This window comes from Pseudomonas sp. YuFO20 (genome assembly GCF_035064975.1).
GTDB classification, from domain to species: domain Bacteria; phylum Pseudomonadota; class Gammaproteobacteria; order Pseudomonadales; family Pseudomonadaceae; genus Aquipseudomonas; species Aquipseudomonas putida_AE.
This window is the reverse complement of sequence record NZ_JAXDEO010000008.1, coordinates 87,874-106,270: the sequence shown is the minus strand read 5'-3', so window position 1 is coordinate 106,270 and position 18,397 is coordinate 87,874. Positions and strand designations below refer to the sequence as shown.

The window sequence follows — 18,397 nt, the reverse complement described above, 5'->3', positions numbered from 1 at the left end:
GGCGCGACGCTGTCTTCTTTGTGTAATCTTCAATCAAGCGCTGTGCAGTGCTGCAACGCGCTGACATTTGAGTGCCTGGGGGTGCCGGTACGGGTCTTGGCGTTTTGGCTGAAAACACGTCGGGCAGCCCGCCCGCTAAGGATTTTCTGGCATGCCGCGATTGCATCGAGCCTTTGCTTTGCTTGGATTGCTGTTGCTGACTGAAAGTGTAGCCGCAGAAAAATTGCGGTTGGTGGCGGATGCCTGGCCACCCTTTACCGACGCCACGCTGTTCAACGGCGGGTTGGCCACGGACATTGTCAGTACCGCCCTGGCGCGGGCCGGCTATGCCAGTGATTTCGAGCAGGTGCCGTGGGCACGGGCGTTGCTTGGGTTGGGCGAGGGTCGCTATGACGTTCTGGTCAATGCCTGGTTCAACGAGGAGCGCACACAGCTCGGACAGTTTTCGGGCGAGTACCTGATCAATCGCGTGCGCTTTCTCAAACGTAAAGAGGCACCCATCGAATTCAGCACTTTGCCGCAGCTGTACACCTATCCGATTGCCGTGGTGCGTGGCTACGCCTATTCGCCGACTTTCGATCAGGATGTGTCATTGCAGAAGATTCCGGTGCACAACTTCGCCATGGCGGTGCGCATGGTCGCTGCCGACAGGGTCAAGCTGACCCTGGAAGACGAATACGTCGCTCGTTACTACCTGGCCCGTGAGTCGCCCAAGGTCCGCAATGCCGTGGAGTTCTTGCCCAAACCGCTGAGCGAGAATGGCCTGCACATTCTGGTCAGCCTGAAAAATCCTCAGCATGAGCAGATCGTCGCCGGTTTTGATCGCGCCATCGTGGCCATGAAGGCCGACGGCACTTATGCACGGCTGATGAAGCGCCACGGCATGTAAGCCGAGGCTGATGGCTCAATCCTCACTGGTGTCCTTGATCAGATGCGCCGCCAGTGTGCGCAGCGGCCCCAGCTGCCGGCAGATCAAACCCAGTTGCGTCTGCACCAGGCGCTGACCCTCATCGATTTCATCGGGCATCTGCTCGAGCGCGTTGGCCAGCGCTTCCTCCTCATCGCTCTGGATGGCAATCGCGGATTTGCTCGCCAGGCCTTGGGCGATTTCGTCGATGCTGGCCGCCAGTTTCACGCCCGCGCCTTCGATCAGTTGTTCGCGCACATCCTGTGGTAGTTGGGTTTCCCGATGCGCACCCAGCCCGGACAAATAACTGAGCAGGGTGTGCGACAGCACCAGGAAGCGGAAGCCGACATCCGCTTCCTTACGGAAATGTCCCGGCTCCATCAGCATGTTGGCCAGGGTGGTCGACAACGCCGCATCGGCGTTGTGGGCGTTGCGCCGCGCCAGGCGATACGCCAGGTCGTCGCTTTTGCCGGCGGCGTATTGCTGCATGATCTGGCGCAGGTAGATGCTGTTGCAGGTCAGGGTGTTGGCCAGCACTTTGTTCAGGCGCCGACCCTGCCAGTCCGGCAGGAACAGGAACACCGCCAGGCCGGCGATCAGGCTGCCGAGCAGGGTATCGAACAGCCGCGGCAGGAACAGCCCGTAACCGTCGCCCACCTGGTTGAAGCAGAACAGCACCATCAGGGTGATCGCCGCCGTCGCCAGGGTGTAGCGGGTGGTGCGGTTGATAAAGAACACCACCCCGGCGGCAATCGCGAAACAGGACTGGATCAGCGGGTTCGGGAACAGGTCGAACAGCGCCCAGGCCAAGGTCAGGCCGATGGCGGTGCCGATGATCCGCTGGCCGAGCTTGCGCCTTGTTGCACCGTAGTTCGGCTGGCAGACAAACAGCGTCGTGAGGATGATCCAGTAACCCTGGGACGGGTGGATCAAATGCACCATGGCGTAGCCGATGCTCAAGGCCAGGGGCAGGCGCAGAGCATGGCGGAACAACAAGGAGGTGGGCGTCAGCTGCGTGCGCAAGCGAACCCAGACATCCTTGAAGTTGCGTGGCGAGCGGTCGAGCAGGCTGCTGTCGGTGGCGTCGGCCAGGGTGTCGGGGTTGCTGGCATCGCTGAGCAGGCGATCGAGCGTGCCCAGGTTGGCCGCCAGGGCCCGCAGTGAACGCAGCAGCCCGCGCCAGGCGGGATTGCTCTGGATGCGCAGGTGTTCGAGGGAGGCGTGCAGGTCGCCGAGGGCTTCGGCGAAACTCGCGTCATAGGTGAACGGCTGGCGCATCTGGATCGACTCGGCCAGCGCCCGGCACGCCTTGCCTTGCTGGCGCAGCAGGCGCTGGCAGCGGAACAGCACGTCGCTGTGGAAGAACGCGTCCGCCAGAGCGTTGTAAGGGTAGTGCGAGGAGCTGGCACGCTCGTGGATGTCCTGGGCGAGGAAGTACAGCTTCAGGTAGCGGCTGACCTTAGAGCCTGGGCGACCGTTGCCGACCCGGTGCAGGATGATTTCCTTGGCGACGTTCAGCGCGGCAACCACCCGGCCGTTCTGCTGGGCCAGTTCCAGGCGCCGGGCTTCCACGTCCATCTGGCGGATCGGCTCGAACAGCGAAGACTTCAGCTTCAGGTAAAAACCCAGCTCACGGAACAGCCGCGCCAGGCTTTGCTGCACCGGCTGGTTGGAAAACAGCGCCTGCCACAGCACCGACAGCAGGCCGTACCAGGCGGCACCGGCCACCAGCAGCACCGGCTCATGCCAGAAATCGGTGACCGCGCCACCGCGCTGGTCGACGCCGATCATGGTGTAGACCGACAGGATCAGCGTCGCCGAGGCAATCGCCCCATAGCGTTCGCCAAGTGCGCCGAGCATGGTCAGGCAGAAGGCGGCGAGGGCGAAGGCGATGATGAAGAGTATGGGGTAGGGGAACAGCAGTTCGACCGACAGCGCGGCGACGGCGAAACACACCAGTGTCACCGCCAGCGCGTTGAGGCGGCCCTGCCAACTGTCATCGGTCTCGGCCAGGGCGCTGGCGATAATCCCCAGGAACAACGGGATCAACAGCCCCATTTCATCCTGATACCAGCACAGAGCCATGGTACCGGTCAGGGCGATGAACACCCGCACGCTGTAGCTGAATTTATCCAGCGCCCAAAGCCGGCGCAGAGACTGACGGAACGAGGTCGATGACATGAAATGCGAAGGCCTTCCGAGGCAATGACGCTAAATTGAGCCAGTAATGACGCCGACGCAATGGCGGCGATCACATCTGACAGCAATTTCTGTTCCTTGATGTCACACGCCCGCCTCATTTCTTCAGGCAGACAAAGAACCTGTAGGAGCTGGCTTGCCAGCGATGAGGCCGGTACATCCAACATCTTTGTTGACTGTCAGGTCGCCTTCGCTGGCAAGCCAGCTCCTACAGGGAGCAGGGTGTCAGACGTATTGTGCGGCGGCGTAGCCGGAGGCCCAGGCCCACTGGAAGTTGAAGCCGCCCAAATGGCCAGTGACGTCCAGCACTTCACCGATGAAATACAGGCCGGGGCTCTTCAGCGATTCCATGGTCTTGGACGACACCTCGTTGGTATCGACGCCACCCAGGGTCACTTCGGCGGTTCGGTAGCCTTCGGTGCCGGCCGGTACCACTTTCCAGCTCGCCAGTTTCTCGGCGATGGCGGCAATTTCCCCGTGGGTGTACTGCTTCATCGGTTTGGAGACAAACCAGTTGTCCGCCAGCAGATTGGCCATCTTCTTGGTGAAAATTTCACCGAGCAGGGTTTTCAGTTCGCTGTTCGGGCGTTCGGCCTGTTGCTGTTGCAGCCAGGACGGTACGTCGTGGTCGGGCATCAGGTTGATCTCGACCGTGTCGCCGGATTCCCAGAACGAGGAAATCTGCAGGATCGCCGGTCCGCTGAGGCCACGGTGGGTGAACAGGATGTTCTCGCGAAAGCTCTGGTCATTGCAGCTGACCAGGCAATCCACCGAGGTACCGGACAACTCGGTGCACAGTTCCTTGAGTTGATCGGTGATGGTGAACGGCACCAGCCCCGCGCGGGTCGGTAGCAGGTCGTGACCGAACTGCTTGGCCACCTGGTAGCCGAAACCGGTGGCGCCCAGGGTCGGGATCGACAGGCCGCCGGTGGCGATCACCAGCGATTCGCACGTCACCTGGCCCAGGGTGGTGTCCAGCAAATAGCCCTTCTCGAGTTTCTCGATGGTCTGGATCGAGGTGTCCAGGTGCAGGCTGACGCCGACCTGATCGCACTCGTTGAGCAGCATTTCGAGAATGTCGCTGGATTTGTTATCGCAGAACAGCTGGCCGAGCTTTTTCTCGTGGTACGGCACGCCGTGCTTGGCCACCATGCCGATGAAATCCCACTGGGTATAGCGGGCCAGGGCAGATTTGCAGAAGTGGGCGTTCTGCGAAAGGAAATTGCTCGGTTCCGTGTACATGTTGGTGAAATTGCAGCGGCCACCGCCGGACATCAGGATTTTCTTGCCGGCCTTGTTGGCGTGGTCGAGCAACAGCACCTGGCGCCCGCGCCCGGCGGCGGTCAGTGCACACATCAACCCTGCGGCGCCAGCGCCAATGATCACGACTTCGGTAGAGCGCAAAACGGTGTCCTCTCGGTATATCACCACAAAACAAACTGTGGGAGCGGGCTTGCTCGCGAAAGGGCCATCACATTCAACATCAATGTCGACTGATAAACCGCTTTCGCGAGCAAGCCCGCTCCCACAGGGGGATCTTCGTTGGGTCGAAGATCGCTTACAGGATGCGCACGCGCAACGAACGGCCCTTGATCTTGCCGTCGTTCAGGCGTTGCAGGGCATGCTTGGCGACGCCGCGTTCCACGGCCACGAAGGCCTGGAAGTCGAAGATGGCGATCTTGCCGACCTGGGCGCCCGGGATGCCCGCTTCACCGGTCAGTGCGCCAAGAATGTCACCTGGACGCACCTTGTCCTTGCGGCCTGCGCCGATGCACAGGGTGCTCATCTGAGGCAGCAGCGGACCACCACCCTTGGAGGTGAGGTTGTCCACCTGATCCCAGGTCAATGGTGTCTTCTGCAATTGTTCGATGGCTTGGGCGCGCTGCGCTTCGGACGGCGCCACCAGGCTGATCGCGAGGCCTTTCTCACCGGCGCGGCCAGTACGGCCGACGCGGTGGATGTGGATTTCCGAATCACGGGCCAGTTCGACGTTGATCACCATGTCCAGGGAATCGATGTCCAGGCCGCGGGCCGCGACGTCGGTGGCCACCAGCACGGAGGTGCTGCGGTTGGCGAACATGGCCAGTACCTGGTCGCGATCACGCTGTTCCAGGTCGCCGTGCAGGCCGACGGCGGAGATGCCTTTGGCCGTCAGGTGATCAACGGTTTCCTGGACCTGCTGCTTGGTGAAGCAGAACGCCACGCAGGACGCCGGGCGGAAGTGGCCCAGCACCTTGGTCACGGCGCTCATGCGATCGTCAGGGGAAATTTCGTAGAAGCGCTGCTCGATCTGCGTGTCGTCGTGGAACGCCTCGGCCTTCACTTGCTGCGGGTTGCGCATGAACTTCGAGGCCAGCTGCTTGATGCCCACCGGGTAGGTGGCGGAGAACAGCAGGGTCTGGCGACGCTCCGGGGCCTGCATGATGATTTCTTCGATGGAGTCGTAGAAACCCATGTCGAGCATGCGGTCGGCTTCGTCGAGGATCAGGGTGTTGAGGCCGTGCAGGACCAGCGAGCCCTTGCGCAGGTGCTGCTGGATGCGCCCCGGGGTGCCGACGATGATGTGCGCGCCGTGTTCCAGCGAAGCGATCTGCGGGCCGAGGGACACGCCGCCACACAGGGTCAGGACCTTGATGTTGTCTTCGGCACGGGCCAGGCGACGGATTTCCTTGGCGACCTGGTCAGCCAGCTCGCGGGTCGGGCACAGGATCAGCGCCTGGCAACCGAAGTAGCGCGGATTGATCGGGTTCAGCAGGCCGATACCGAAGGCGGCGGTCTTGCCGCTGCCGGTCTTGGCCTGGGCGATCAGGTCCATCCCCTTGAGGATCACCGGCAAGCTTTGCGCCTGGATCGGCGTCATCTGGGCATAACCGAGGGAGTCGAGGTTAGCCAGCATGGCGGCGGACAGCGGCAAAGTATTAAATTCGGTGGCGATGGTGGTCACGGGACTGGCCTGCAAAACAAAATGTCGCGCAGTGTACCAGTCCGATGGCCATTCGCCCTAAGGCTCTATGTGTTCTTCCGGACGTTTGACTCGCCGTCCGTCATTCTTTGACAGTTGCGAGAAGATCGTTGCGGCCAGCATCGCCATGATCCCCACGGTCACGAACGTAAGCTGGAATGCCCCCAAAACCGTGTCCACCCCGTCCTTGCCGATCCCAGCGGTGAACCCGCCGAGCAATGCGCCGGCGCAGGCCACGCCCAGGCTCAGGGACAATTGCGCGACCACCGACAGCAGACTGTTGCCGCTGCTGGCACTGGCGTCATCAAGGTCGATCAGGGTCACGGTGTTCATCGCGGTGAACTGCAGGGAGTTGATCGCCCCCAGCACTGCCAGCAGGCACAGCAGCAGCCAGTAGGGCGTCTGCTCGCTGACCAGGCCCATGCTGGCCAGCATGATCCCCAGCGCCAGGGTGTTACCAGTCAGCACGATACGGTAGCCCAGGCGTTCGATCAGCGGTCGCGCCACCCACTTGGCGATCATCGCCGCAGCCGCCAGCGGCAGCATGCTCATCCCCGCCTGGGACGGCGAATAGCCCAGCGCCACTTGCAGCAACAGCGGTACGAGGAACGGCAGCGCGCCGCTGCCGAGCCGGGCGAAGAGGTTGCCGAGAATGCCGACGGCAAAGGTCCGGGTCTTGAACAGCGATGGCGCGAACAGCGGATTGTCGATGTGACCCGCACGCAGCCAGTAGGCCGCGAGGCAGGCCATGCCGCCGAACAACAGCAGCATCACCCGCAGGTGTGGCAGGTGCAGTTCGCCCAAGCCTTCCATGGCGACGGTGATCAGGATCATCGCCGCGCCGAACAGCAGGAACCCCAGGCTATCGAAGCGGGTCCGTTCGGAACCACGCAGGTCGGGGATGAATTTCCACACGGCGTAGCAGCCCACCAGTCCCACCGGCAGGTTGATCAGGAAGATCCAGTGCCAGGTCAGGTACTCCACCATCCAGCCACCCATGGTCGGGCCGATCAACGGCCCGAGCAGGCCGGGAATGGTGATGAAGCCCATGATTCGTACCAGTTCCGAGCGCGGGTAGGCGCGCAGCACCACCAATCGTCCGACCGGCAACATCAACGCGCCACCCAGGCCCTGGATCACCCGGGCGCCGATCAGCATGCTCAAGCTGCTGGACAAGGCGCAGAGCAGCGAGCCGAAACTGAACAGCAGGATCGCGCTGAAGAAGATTTTTTTCGTGCCGAAACGGTCGGCGATCCAGCCAGAGGCGGGAATCAGCAAGGCGACCGTGAGCATGTAGGCAATGATCACGCCCTGCATGCGCAGCGGGTCTTCCGCCAGGTCGCTGGCCATGGCCGGCAGGGCGGTGTTGAGGATCGTCCCGTCGAGGGACTGCATGAAGAAGGCAATGGCGACGACCCAAGGCACCCAGCGGGCGGTGACCGGATCGAGAGGCGGGCGGTTGGGCATGGGACCTCTTGTGGTGGTCAGGGAACCGAACCCTGTGGGAGCGGGCTTGCTCGCGAAGGGGCCATCACATTCAACATCAATGCTGAATGACCCACCGCTTTCGCGAGCAAGCCCGCTCCCACAGGGGGATTGTGTTTACAGGGTCAACGTCAGGCGCCGCACGATCGCCCCCGGCAACAACGCCGATGCCGTCGCCCGCTGGCTGTAGGTGCTCGCCGACAACAGCAATTCGCGCTCAGCGGTCAGCGCTTCCAGCTGTGAACCCAGCAGGCTGTAGGCGCTGTCGTCGAAACGCATGGTGCTGACCGGTGCCTGGATCTCGCCGTTCTCGACCCAGAAGGTCGCGAAGCGTGTCATGCCGGTCAGGCGTGCTGCCGGTTGATCCGAGAAGTTCAGGTACCACAGGTTGCTGATGTACAGGCCGGTACCGAGTTGCTTGAGGATCTGTGCCTCGGGCAAATCCCCGGCCTGCATGTTCAGGGCCGTCGGCGATTCCCCGCCGCTGGCGCCGTTGGCGGTCAAGCCGTATTCGGCGGCGCTACGTGAACCCACCAGTTGTGCACCGGCCCTGCCTTCGACGATCAAGCCCAGATCGCTTCGCGGGTAACCTTCGTCGGAGAACGCCGGGCTCAGCGAGCCGCTGACCTTTTCATCCAGCGAAACCAGCGGGCTGAACGCCTGGTCGCCCCCGTAGAGCTTCTGCAGCGGGCTGCTTTTGCTGGCGATCGACTGTGCCGAAAAGCCACCCCAGCACAGCATGCCCATGATCTCTTCCAGTGCGGCGGGCGCCAAATAGGCGCGGTACTGACCCGGCGCCAGGGTGCGCAGCGGTCGCCCCAGGTATTCAAGCTGTTCACGTGCCTGCTGGAAGCGTTTGGCAAAGCCTGCGCTGTTCCAGTCGTGTCCGGCATAGCTGGCCTTCACCGCCTGGCCGTTCTCATGGAACAGGCTGAAGTCGAAGTTGAAACTGTTGGCCTGGTGCCAGCCGAACGCCCCGGCGGAGCTGGCGAAACCACGGCTGATCGGCCCGGCGGCATAGAATCCGACCAGGTCCAGGCCTTCGGCGGCCTGGGTGATTTCTGCGACCACTTGCTCGGTGTCCGGCAGCGGATGCTCCTGCACGTTGCTGCTTTGCCAGCCGTTGTAGTTGAGCAGCAGGTAAGGGTCCTGGGGCAGCAGCGGCAAGGTTTCGCGCAGTTGTTGCAGGCCTTCGGCAAGGCGCTGACGGTCGACTGCAGGATCGCCCGCCAGGGTGATCTGCAGGTCGGCGTGGCGGCCATCGTTGATCAGTTTCAAACCGATGCTCGCCTGTTGCACCTGCCCGGCCTGACGCACCTTGGCGTGGTTGAAGCGCACGAAGGCCGAGGATTCGGCGGCGTAGCTGAGGGTGAACTGTTCCGATTCGTGCAGCGCTTCGCGTAATTCGGCGACCAATGCCTTGAACGACTCGGCCTGGGCTTTCGACGTAGTCATCAGCTGTCTCCCCCAAATACATCAACGTTGCTGAACACGCAGGCTGGCGAGGCATGGCCCACGCGGATCACTTGATTCGGTTCGCCCTTGCCACAGTTCGGTGTGCCCAGGACCTTGAAGGTGCTGGCATCGCCGACCGCGCTGAGGCTCTTCCAGAACTGCGCGGAAATGGCCCGGTAGTTCGGGTTCTTCACCACGCCCTTGAGTTCGCCGTTTTCGATCAACTGGCCCCATTCGCAACCGAACTGGAACTTGTTGCGCGCATCGTCGATGGACCATGAGCGGTTGGTGCTCATCAGGATGCCGTGTTCGATGTTGCTGATCAGTTGCTCGAGCGGCTGGTCGCCAGGCTCGATGTTGAGGTTGGCCATGCGGTCGATCGGCGGGCGGTTCCAGCCGCAGGCGCGACTGTTGGCGACCCCGTCGAGGCCGGCGCGGAACTGCGAGAGTGCACCACCCAAGGGGCGCAGCAGCATGCCTTGGCGAATCAGGAACTGTTTGCTGGCGGCCGTGCCGTCGTCGTCATGGCCGTAGCTGGCGAGCTGTTCCGGGATATCGGGATCGAACGTTACGTTCAACAATGTCGAGCCGTACTGCAGATGGCCGAAGTCGCCGGCCTTGACGAAGCTGGTGCCGGCATAATTACGCTCATCCCCGAGGATGCGGTCCAGTTCCAGCGGGTGGCCGATGGATTCGTGGATCTGCAGCATCATCTGGTCGGGCATCAGCAGCAGGTCGCGCGGACCTTGCGGCGTGTTCGGTGCCAGCAGCAATTGCAGCGCCTGATCGGCAATTTTCACCCCTGCGCCGATCAGTCCGCAGCGGCTGATGACATCGAAGCCACCCTGCTGACCGAAGTTTTCCCGGCCGAGTGTGCGGGTCTGGCTGTCGTTGCCGTCATAGGCGGTGACATCGAGGCCTGGGTAGACGAAGCGCTGGGCCTGACGCAGTTCGGCGCCGGCGCTGTTGAGGTAGATCTGCTCGACGTGGGTGATGCCGATGCTGACCTGCCAGCTCACCAGACGTTCGTCCTTGGGCACGGCGGCGGATTCGGCCCCCAGCAGCTGGTAGCAGTCGCTCAGGGAGGGGAACGGCTGGTCGAGGTTCGGCGAGAAATAATCGGCACGGTCGCTGGATACCGCCTGGTCGCGCAGATCCAGCAAGGCGTGAGGCTTGAGCCGGCGCGCCTGCTGTTCGGCGCGCTCAAGGGCGGCTTGCAGGCCTTGCTGCGACAGATCGTTGGTGGCGGCATAGGCTTCGACGCCGTTGACCCGCACGGTCAGCATCGCCCCTTCGTCGCGGCTCAGGCTCGGCGGTTCGGCGACGTTCTTGCGCACCGACAGGTACTGGCCGGACTCGCGCACATAACGCAGGGAAAAGAATTCGGCGCCCGTGCGCAAGGCAGCAAAGCGCTGCTTGAGCTGGGGGTGGAAATCGAACATTCGGGAACCTCCTTGGTATGGAGTGGCGGTGCAGCGGTGCGGCGAGGGGATGAAGCGATTGCGCGGCACTAGAGTAGGCCTGTGCGTGGGGAGGATCAAGGGCGGATGGCGGGGGGGGGAAATTGCGCACTGCAGAGGACGCGTGACAGGTTTGCTGACGATTGAAGTTCGCGAACACCCCATTGCGGCTTGCTCGCGATCAATCCCTCTGTCAGTCAAGGCGCTGTTTTCAAGCGCTCAGGTAGGCGAACGCTGCCACATAAATGAACAGGCTTGCAAAGAAAGAAGGCAGGATTTTTTTTGTTTTGACGACCGCAATGAAGGTGCCCACCAGCAAGAACAGCTTCACTGCATCCATCATCTGAAACTGCCTTATCAGCGTAAGCGCATCCATCTTGTTGAACGCGGTGTCGTAGATGATGACCCCCAACATGGCTTGCGCGCTGTAGCTGATGAACCGATAAAAGGAACCCTGGGTTCGGGTGAGCGCAGTGCTGTTTTTGAAGGCAAAGGGCAGGGCACGAAATGCAAAGGCGGTAACGGCGGAGAATGCAATAAGAAGCCAGATTGTCATGAAGCTACGTTGCCTCGTTTTTTGTAATTGTTTTCGATGAGTACGACCAGTCCGCCAATTATAAAAGGCGTGCAGAGCAAGCTGTAATCCTTGAATAGATAGATCAGCAATGGTGCACCGACAAAGCCCAGCCAATAACTTGATACTTCCGCGTAATGAGGCCAGTGCTTGCCGGCCAACGCTGTAAATTGGAGGGGTAATAGCAGTGTCATCGCAGCATAGATGACCGGTGAGGTAAGTCCTGCACCGGCGACGAAACCGATGTAGGTACAGATAATCGATACACCAAATATTGGGATGCCAAGGCCTATCATGTAAGTGAAGGGGCGATCGGTTTTCCGCTTGAATCGAGTAAGGCAGCCTGTGAATATCGAGGGAGTGATGAGGATCAGGGACGCCATGGTTTTCGTGGTTGAAGTGCTCCTTATATAAGGTGCCAGTGTCGCGGAGAGCAGCACGAAACGAGCATTGAGCGCAACGATGATGGGGAGCAATATCCATCCGTCGTTATAGCTTTGTATCAGCAAAAACTGCAGCGGGGTGGAAAATATCAACAGGGTCGTTGCGAGCGCTTGGCTCAGTGATAATGATTGTGTCGCGCTTAAAACACCTATGGATAAGTACAGGAAAATGAACGCAACGCCAAACGTGATCGCGTCCCGTGCACCTTCAATAAAAACGTTGCTGGCCGAAGAGCGAATCGATACATCCGGAGTCCCCATCAATGAACCACCCCGTTGTCTCGGAAATAACTTAGGACCTTGGGGTAGTCGATATCAGGCATGTCCTTGATTTCCATTAAAACTGCTCGTGTCCGATTGAATTGGGGCGCGGATAGTAATGGAGGTTTTTATGTTAGTGTGAATACATGTGTTGCGAGTTTTGTGGAAGTGTTTGTAATTGTTTTTAGTTACTTGTTGTGATGATTGTTGTTTGTTTAAAGCGGTATGTGCTAGCCAAAAAAAACCGCCAACCCGGGAAGGTTGACGGTTTTGTTTGAAGCCAGTTCGCTAGTGGTTAAGCCGTCTGGTCCACTTCACGCATAGGCTTGCCCTTCACCGGCGCATCGCCCGCTACGTAGTAATCGGCCTTGCTGCGCGGCAATGGCTGGCGGCCACGGATCTTGTCGGCGATTTTCTCGGCCATCATGATCGTCGGCGCGTTCAGGTTGCCGGTGGTGATTATCGGCATGATCGACGCATCGACCACGCGCAGGCCTTGCATGCCATGCACGCGACCTTCGCCATCGACCACGGCCATTTCATCGGTGCCCATCTTGCACGAGCAGGACGGGTGGAACGCGGTTTCGGCGTGTTCGCGGATGAACTTGTCCAGCTGCTCATCGGTTTGCACTTCGATGCCCGGGCTGATTTCGCGACCACGGAAGGCGTCCAGCGCAGGTTGCTGCATGATTTCACGGGTCAGGCGGATGCCATCGCGAAATTCCTGCCAGTCCTGCTCGGTGGCCATGTAGTTGAACAGGATGCTCGGGTGCTGGCGCGGGTCCTTGGACTTGGCCTGGATGCGCCCGCGGCTTGGCGAACGCATGGAGCCCATGTGCGCCTGGAAGCCGTGTTCTTTCACACCGTTGCTGCCGTTGTAGTTAATCGCCACCGGCAGGAAGTGGTATTGGATGTTCGGCCATTCGAATTCCGGACGGGTACGGATGAAACCGCCGGCTTCGAACTGGTTGCTGGCGCCGATGCCGGTGCCGTTGAACAGCCACTCGGCACCGATGGCCGGCTGGTTGTACCAGAGCAGCGACGGGTACAGCGAGACCGGTTGGGTGCAAGCGTATTGCAGGTACAGCTCAAGGTGGTCCTGCAGGTTTTCACCCACGCCCGGCAGGTCGTGGACCACCGGAATGTCGAGCTTGTTCAGCAGTTCGGCCGGGCCGACGCCGGAGCGTTGCAGGATCTGCGGCGAAGCGATGGCGCCGGAGCACAACAGCACTTCCTTGCGCGCCTTGGCTTCAACGCGCTCTTCGGCGTCGCCGACCAGGTAACGCACGCCGACCGCACGCTTGCCGTCGAACAGGATCTTGTCGGTCAGGGCGTGGGTGACGATGGTCAGGGTCGAACGCTTCTTGGCCACGTCCAGGTAACCGCGGGCGGTGGAAGCACGACGACCTTTGGGGGTCACGGTGCGGTCCATCGGGCCGAAGCCTTCCTGCTGGTAGCCGTTCAAGTCTTCGGTGCGCGGGTAACCGGCCTGCACGCCTGCATCAACCATGGCGTGGAACAGCGGGTTGTTGCCGGCTTTCGGTGTGGTCACGCTGACCGGACCGTCGCCACCGTGGTAGTCGTTCGGGCCGATGTCGCGGGTTTCCGCTTTACGGAAATACGGCAGGCAGTCCAGGTACGACCAGTCTTCCAGGCCTGGCAGTTTCGCCCAGCCGTCGTAGTCCATGGCGTTGCCGCGGATGTAGCACATGCCGTTGATCAGCGAGGAACCGCCCAGGCCCTTGCCGCGACCGCATTCCATCCGGCGATTGTCCATGTGTGGCTCTGGATCGGTTTCGTAGGCCCAGTTGTAGCGACGGCCTTGCAGCGGGAACGCCAGGGCGGCCGGCATCTGCGTGCGGAAGTCGAAACGGTAGTCCGGGCCACCGGCTTCGAGCAGCAGGACGGTGACGCCGGCGTCTTCGGTCAGACGGGTCGCCAGGGTGTTACCGGCCGAGCCGGCACCGATGATGATGTAATCGAATTCTTGGGACATTGAATGCACCCTCTTTGAAGTTGGTTCAGGTCAGGCCTCGGCGAGTGCTGCGCACTCGATCGCCAGCAGGCTGGCTCCCACAGGTATTGCGCTGTCCCTGTAGGAGCTGGCTTGCCAGCGAAAGCGGCCTCAAGGGCAATACACAACCCGGGTTAGAACACCGAGACGTAATCGCCCAGCTCGACCTGTACCGATTTGATGCGGGTGAAGTTGTTCAGCGAGCTGATCCCGTTCTCACGGCCAACACCCGACTGCTTGTAGCCGCCAACCGGCATCTTCGCGTCGGACTCGCCCCAGGCGTTGATCCAGCAGATACCGGCTTCCAGTTGATGAATCACGCGGTGGGCGCGGTTCAGGTCCTTGGTGACGATACCGGCGGCCAGGCCGAAGTCGGTGTCGTTGGCACGGCGGATCACTTCTTCTTCGGTCTCGTAGGAGAGGATCGCCATCACCGGGCCAAAGATTTCTTCACGCACGATGGTCATGTCATCGCTGCAGTCGGTGAACACGGTCGGCGCAACGAACGCGCCCTTGGCGAATTCGCCTTCGGTCAGACGCTCGCCGCCGCACAGCAGGCGTGCACCTTCTTCCTTGCCCTTGGCGATGTAGCCCAGCACGCTTTCCATGTGGGCGAAGCTGACCAGCGGGCCGAAGTTGGTGTTTTCGTCTTCCGGGTTGCCGACGCGAATGCGCGCAACGCGCTCAACGATCTTGGCTTCGAAAGCGGCTTTCAGGTGCGCCGGCACGAACACGCGGGTGCCGTTGGTGCAGACCTGGCCGGAGCTGTAGAAGTTGGCCATCATTGCGGTGTCGGCGGCGCGGTCGAGGTCGGCGTCGTCGCAGATGATCAGCGGCGATTTGCCACCCAGTTCCATGGTCACGTCTTTCAGCGAAGAGCTCGAAGCGCTGGCCATGACTTTCTTGCCCGTGTCGGTGCCGCCGGTGAACGAGACTTTCTCGATGCGTGGGTGCTCGGTCAGCCAGGTGCCGACTTCGCGGCCGCTGCCGGTCAGGACGTTGAACACGCCTGCTGGCAGGCCGGCTTCGGTGAAGATCTCGGCCAGTTTCAGGGTGGTCAGCGAGGTGACTTCGCTTGGCTTGAAGATCATCGCGTTACCGGCCGCCAGGGCCGGAGCGGATTTCCACAGGGCGATCTGGATCGGGTAGTTCCATGCGCCGATACCGGCCACGACGCCCAGCGGCTCGCGACGGGTGTAGACGAACGAGGTGGTGCGCAGCGGAATCTGCTCGCCTTCGATGGCCGGAACCAGGCCTGCGTAGTACTCCAGCACGTCGGCGCCGGTAACGATGTCGACGTAGCGGGTTTCGGAGTACGACTTGCCGGTGTCCAGGGTTTCCAGGGCGGCCAGTTCATCGTTGCGCTCGCGCAGGATGTCCACGGCGCGACGCAGGATGCGCGAACGCTCCATGGCGGTCATCGCGGCCCAGATTTTCTGGCCCTTTTCGGCGCTGACCACAGCGCGCTCGACGTCTTCCTTCGTAGCGCGTTGTACTTTTGCGAGGACTTCACCGTTAGCCGGGTTGATGGCTTCGAAAGTGGCGTCGCTGCCAGCGTCGCTGTAGCCGCCGTCGATGTAGAGTTTTTGCAGTTCGAAACGGGCCATAAAGTCCTCGCAAGTGCATTGGTTGTTGGCACGGTGCGGGTGTCGAGCGTTCTGTGTGTGCTCTAACTCACCCGCTTGGCCAGTTGGATATCCATGTATTCGTAAGCGATCTGTTGTGCCTGCCCGGTGTCGAAAGCATCTCCCGACAGCGCGCCGCGCAACCACAAGCCGTCAATCAACGCTGCCAGGCCCCGGGCGGCGGTGCGCGCCTCATCGAGCGGCAACACGCGGCGGAACTGGCAGCACAGGTTGGAATACAGACGGTGATCGTTGATCCGCTGCAACCTGTGCAAAGACGGCTGGTGCATGCTGGTGGCCCAAAAGGCCAGCCAGGTTTTCATTGCCGGGCCATTGACCTGGCTGGCGTCGAAGTTGCCTTCGATGATCACCTGCAGATGCGCCCGCGGGCTGTCATCTGTCAGCGCCAGTCGGCGCGCGGTGACGTTCTCGCTCAGCACAGTCATCAAGTACCCCATGGTGGCGGCGATCAGGCCATTCTTGTCCTGAAAGTAGTGACTGATGATGCCATTCGAGACACCGGCCAAACGGGCGATCAGCGCAATGCTGGCGTCCCCCATTCCGACCTGGTCGACCGCCAGCAATGTGGCTTCGATCAACTGCTGGCGACGGATGGGTTGCATACCGACCTTGGGCATCTTGCACATCTCCTTAGGCCTTCCGGCAGACGCAGGACGTCTATCGGATTGAGGGCCAGTCTATTTTGTTTTGATTGAACGTTCAATCAACAAAGAATAAGATCTGCGACAAATCGTCGCTGCCTACAGGTTTTTCCGACGCGTAGCGGCGAAAAAAACGACTTCCGTAAATGCTCGAAACCTACGCGCCACGGCGCTCAAGGGGCTTCGGGCCCTTTGGGGTTGTCTTTATATCACCCGCTGGTCGGCTGCCCACTAACCGATTGGTCGGGTAACCCGTTTGTCTTGCGTTCTTCTCTCGCACTGCCCGGAGCATCTGTGCCATGAGTTCTGCCTCGCTAATAAAGACCCCACCCGAGAAGGTGACGGTCAACGGTTGGGTGTTCTACACCTCTACCGCGTTGATTCTGTTGTTGACCGCCATTCTGATCATCGCCCCGCAAGAGGCCGGCAGACTGCTCGGTATGGCGCAAGCCTGGTTGTCCCGTAGCTTCGGCTGGTACTACATGGTGGTGATTGCCGCCTACCTGATCTTCGTGGTCGGCCTGGCGTTCTCGTCCTACGGCAAATTGAAACTGGGCAGCAAGGACGACACCCCGGACTTCAGCTACGGCGCTTGGGCGGGGATGCTGTTCTCGTCGGGTATCGGCATCTCGCTGCTGTACTTCGGTGCTTCCGAGCCGCTGGACCACTACTTCAACCCGCCGGAAGGCGTGGCCGGCAGCAACCTTGCCGCCCGTCAGGCGGTTCAGCTGACCTTCCTGCACTGGGGCCTGCATGGCTGGGCGATCTACGCGCTGGTCGGCCTGGCGGTGGCGTATTTCGCCTACCGGCATAACCAGCCGCTGGCGTTGCGTTCGGCGCTGTATCCGCTGGTGGGCGAGCGTTGGGTCAAGGGCGCGGCCGGGCATGCGGTGGACGGCTTCGGCATGTTCGTGACCCTGCTGGGCCTGGTGACCAACCTGGGGATTGGTTCGCTGCAGGTGTCGTCGGGCCTGGAAAACCTGTTCGGCATGGAGCACAGCAACACCAACCTGCTGATCGTGATCATCGTGATGAGCACCGTGGCGACCATCGCTGCCGTGTCCGGGGTGGAAAACGGCATTCGTCGCCTGTCCAACCTCAACATCGTGCTGTTCAGCGGCCTGCTGATTTTCGTCCTGCTGTTCGGCCCGACCCTGCACCTGCTCAACGGCTTCGTGCAAAACGTCGGTGACTACCTCAACGGCGTGGTGCTGAAGACCTTCGACCTGTATGTGTACGAAGGCGACAGCGAGAAGTCCGACCGCTGGTTGGGCCTGTGGACCCTGTTCTACTGGGCCTGGTGGATTTCCTGGGCGCCATTCGTGGGCATGTTCATCGCGCGTATTTCCCGTGGTCGCACGGTGCGTGAACTGGTGGCTGGCGTATTGCTGATTCCGCTGGGTTTCACCCTGGCGTGGCTGTCGATCTTCGGTAACTCGGCCCTGGACCTGGTGATGAACCACGGGGCGGTGGAGCTCGGGAAGACGGCGCTGGAGCAGCCGTCCATGGCGATCTACCAGTTGCTTGAGCATTACCCGGCGTCGAAAGTGGTGATCGGCGTGTCGATCTTCGTGGGTTTCGTGTTGTTCCTGACACCGGCGGATTCCGGCGCGGTGATGATGGCCAACCTGTCGTGCAAAGGCGGCAACGTCGATGAAGATGCGCCGCACTGGCTGCGGATCTTCTGGTCTGTGGTGATCACCCTGGTGACCATCGGCCTGCTGTTCGCCGGTAACTTCGAAGCCATGCAAACCATGGTGGTGCTGGCCGGCCTGCCGTTCTCGGTGGTGTTGGTGTGCTTCATGTTCGGCTTGCACAAGGCCATGCGCCAGGACGTGCAGATCGAACAGGAGCAAGCGGAACTGGCGGCCCGTGGTCGTCGTGGTTTCAGCGAGCGCTTGACCCAGCTGGACCTGCAACCGAGCCAGTCGGTGGTGCAGCGCTTCATGGACAAGCATGTGAGCCCTGCCTTGCAGGATGCGACCACGCAAATGCGCGCCCAGGGCCTGGAAGTGCAGACGTTGCTGGGCAAGTCCAAGCGTTGCATGGGCGTGCGGGTGGAGATGGAAGAGGGCAACCCGTTTGTCTACGAAGTCAGCCTGGATGGTTACCTGGCTACGCCCACCGAGTCGGCTCAATCCGATGAGGCGCGTCAGCGTTACTACCGCGCCGAGGTGTACCTGCACAACGGCAGCCAGGACTACGACCTGATGGGCTTCACTCAGGATCAGATCACCCGTGATGTGCTCGATCAGTTTGAAAGCCATCGGCAGCTCCTTGGCCGGGTCTATAGCTAAGTTGTGAGGGGCGCGGTGTTTCAGTGACACCGCGTCGCATTCTTCGCGAGCAA

Annotated in this window: 13 protein-coding genes; 2 read left to right on the top strand and 11 right to left on the bottom strand. The window is 61.2% G+C overall.

The window, feature by feature from the left end; all coding sequences use genetic code 11:
- The first annotated feature begins 151 nt into the window (after positions 1-151).
- Entirely contained in the window at positions 152-889 is a 738-nt protein-coding gene (locus tag SOP85_RS06780) for a substrate-binding periplasmic protein (protein WP_323606593.1), read from the top strand.
- Positions 890-904: 15 nt separating this feature from the next.
- Here SOP85_RS06780 and yccS read toward each other — a convergent pair whose 3' ends face one another.
- From yccS to betI, 11 genes are all read right to left on the bottom strand, one after another.
- Positions 905-3,088 (bottom strand): YccS family putative transporter, encoded by a 2,184-nt coding sequence (gene yccS, locus SOP85_RS06775; RefSeq protein ID WP_323626461.1) that lies wholly within the window; start codon positions 3,086-3,088, stop codon positions 905-907.
- Between the two features lie 243 nt (positions 3,089-3,331).
- Positions 3,332-4,510, bottom strand: a complete 1,179-nt coding sequence (locus tag SOP85_RS06770; RefSeq protein WP_274075593.1) for an NAD(P)/FAD-dependent oxidoreductase — start codon at positions 4,508-4,510, stop codon at positions 3,332-3,334.
- A gap of 154 nt (positions 4,511-4,664) precedes the next feature.
- Positions 4,665-6,002: an ATP-dependent RNA helicase DbpA gene (gene dbpA / locus SOP85_RS06765; RefSeq protein ID WP_442967897.1), complete on the bottom strand. Its 1,338-nt coding sequence runs from the start codon at positions 6,000-6,002 to the stop codon at positions 4,665-4,667.
- Between the two features lie 105 nt (positions 6,003-6,107).
- Positions 6,108-7,535: a multidrug transporter subunit MdtD gene (gene mdtD, locus SOP85_RS06760; protein WP_274075591.1), complete on the bottom strand. Its 1,428-nt coding sequence runs from the start codon at positions 7,533-7,535 to the stop codon at positions 6,108-6,110.
- Between the two features lie 135 nt (positions 7,536-7,670).
- A complete protein-coding gene (locus SOP85_RS06755; protein WP_323626459.1) occupies positions 7,671-9,008 on the bottom strand; it encodes a TldD/PmbA family protein in 1,338 nt (445 codons plus the stop codon).
- A complete protein-coding gene (locus tag SOP85_RS06750; protein WP_323626458.1) occupies positions 9,008-10,450 on the bottom strand; it encodes a TldD/PmbA family protein in 1,443 nt (480 codons plus the stop codon). The genes SOP85_RS06755 and SOP85_RS06750 overlap by 1 nt, the downstream gene beginning before the upstream one ends.
- A gap of 229 nt (positions 10,451-10,679) precedes the next feature.
- Positions 10,680-11,024: an AzlD domain-containing protein gene (locus tag SOP85_RS06745; RefSeq protein ID WP_274075588.1), complete on the bottom strand. Its 345-nt coding sequence runs from the start codon at positions 11,022-11,024 to the stop codon at positions 10,680-10,682.
- Positions 11,021-11,746 (bottom strand): AzlC family ABC transporter permease, encoded by a 726-nt coding sequence (locus SOP85_RS06740; protein WP_323606590.1) that lies wholly within the window; start codon positions 11,744-11,746, stop codon positions 11,021-11,023. The genes SOP85_RS06745 and SOP85_RS06740 overlap by 4 nt, the downstream gene beginning before the upstream one ends.
- A gap of 295 nt (positions 11,747-12,041) precedes the next feature.
- Positions 12,042-13,742 carry a choline dehydrogenase gene (gene betA / locus SOP85_RS06735; RefSeq protein ID WP_323626457.1) on the bottom strand — a complete coding sequence of 567 codons (1,701 nt, stop codon included), beginning with the start codon at positions 13,740-13,742 and terminating at the stop codon, positions 12,042-12,044.
- Positions 13,743-13,894: 152 nt separating this feature from the next.
- On the bottom strand, positions 13,895-15,367 hold the full coding sequence (gene betB, locus SOP85_RS06730; protein ID WP_323626456.1) for a betaine-aldehyde dehydrogenase: 1,473 nt from the start codon (positions 15,365-15,367) through the stop codon (positions 13,895-13,897).
- 62 nt (positions 15,368-15,429) lie between these two features.
- Positions 15,430-16,023: a transcriptional regulator BetI gene (gene betI, locus SOP85_RS06725; protein ID WP_274075584.1), complete on the bottom strand. Its 594-nt coding sequence runs from the start codon at positions 16,021-16,023 to the stop codon at positions 15,430-15,432.
- Positions 16,024-16,403: 380 nt separating this feature from the next.
- On the opposite strand from betI, the gene SOP85_RS06720 reads away from it, so the two are divergent.
- Entirely contained in the window at positions 16,404-18,344 is a 1,941-nt protein-coding gene (locus tag SOP85_RS06720; protein WP_274075695.1) for a BCCT family transporter, read from the top strand.
- Positions 18,345-18,397: the final 53 nt, after the last annotated feature.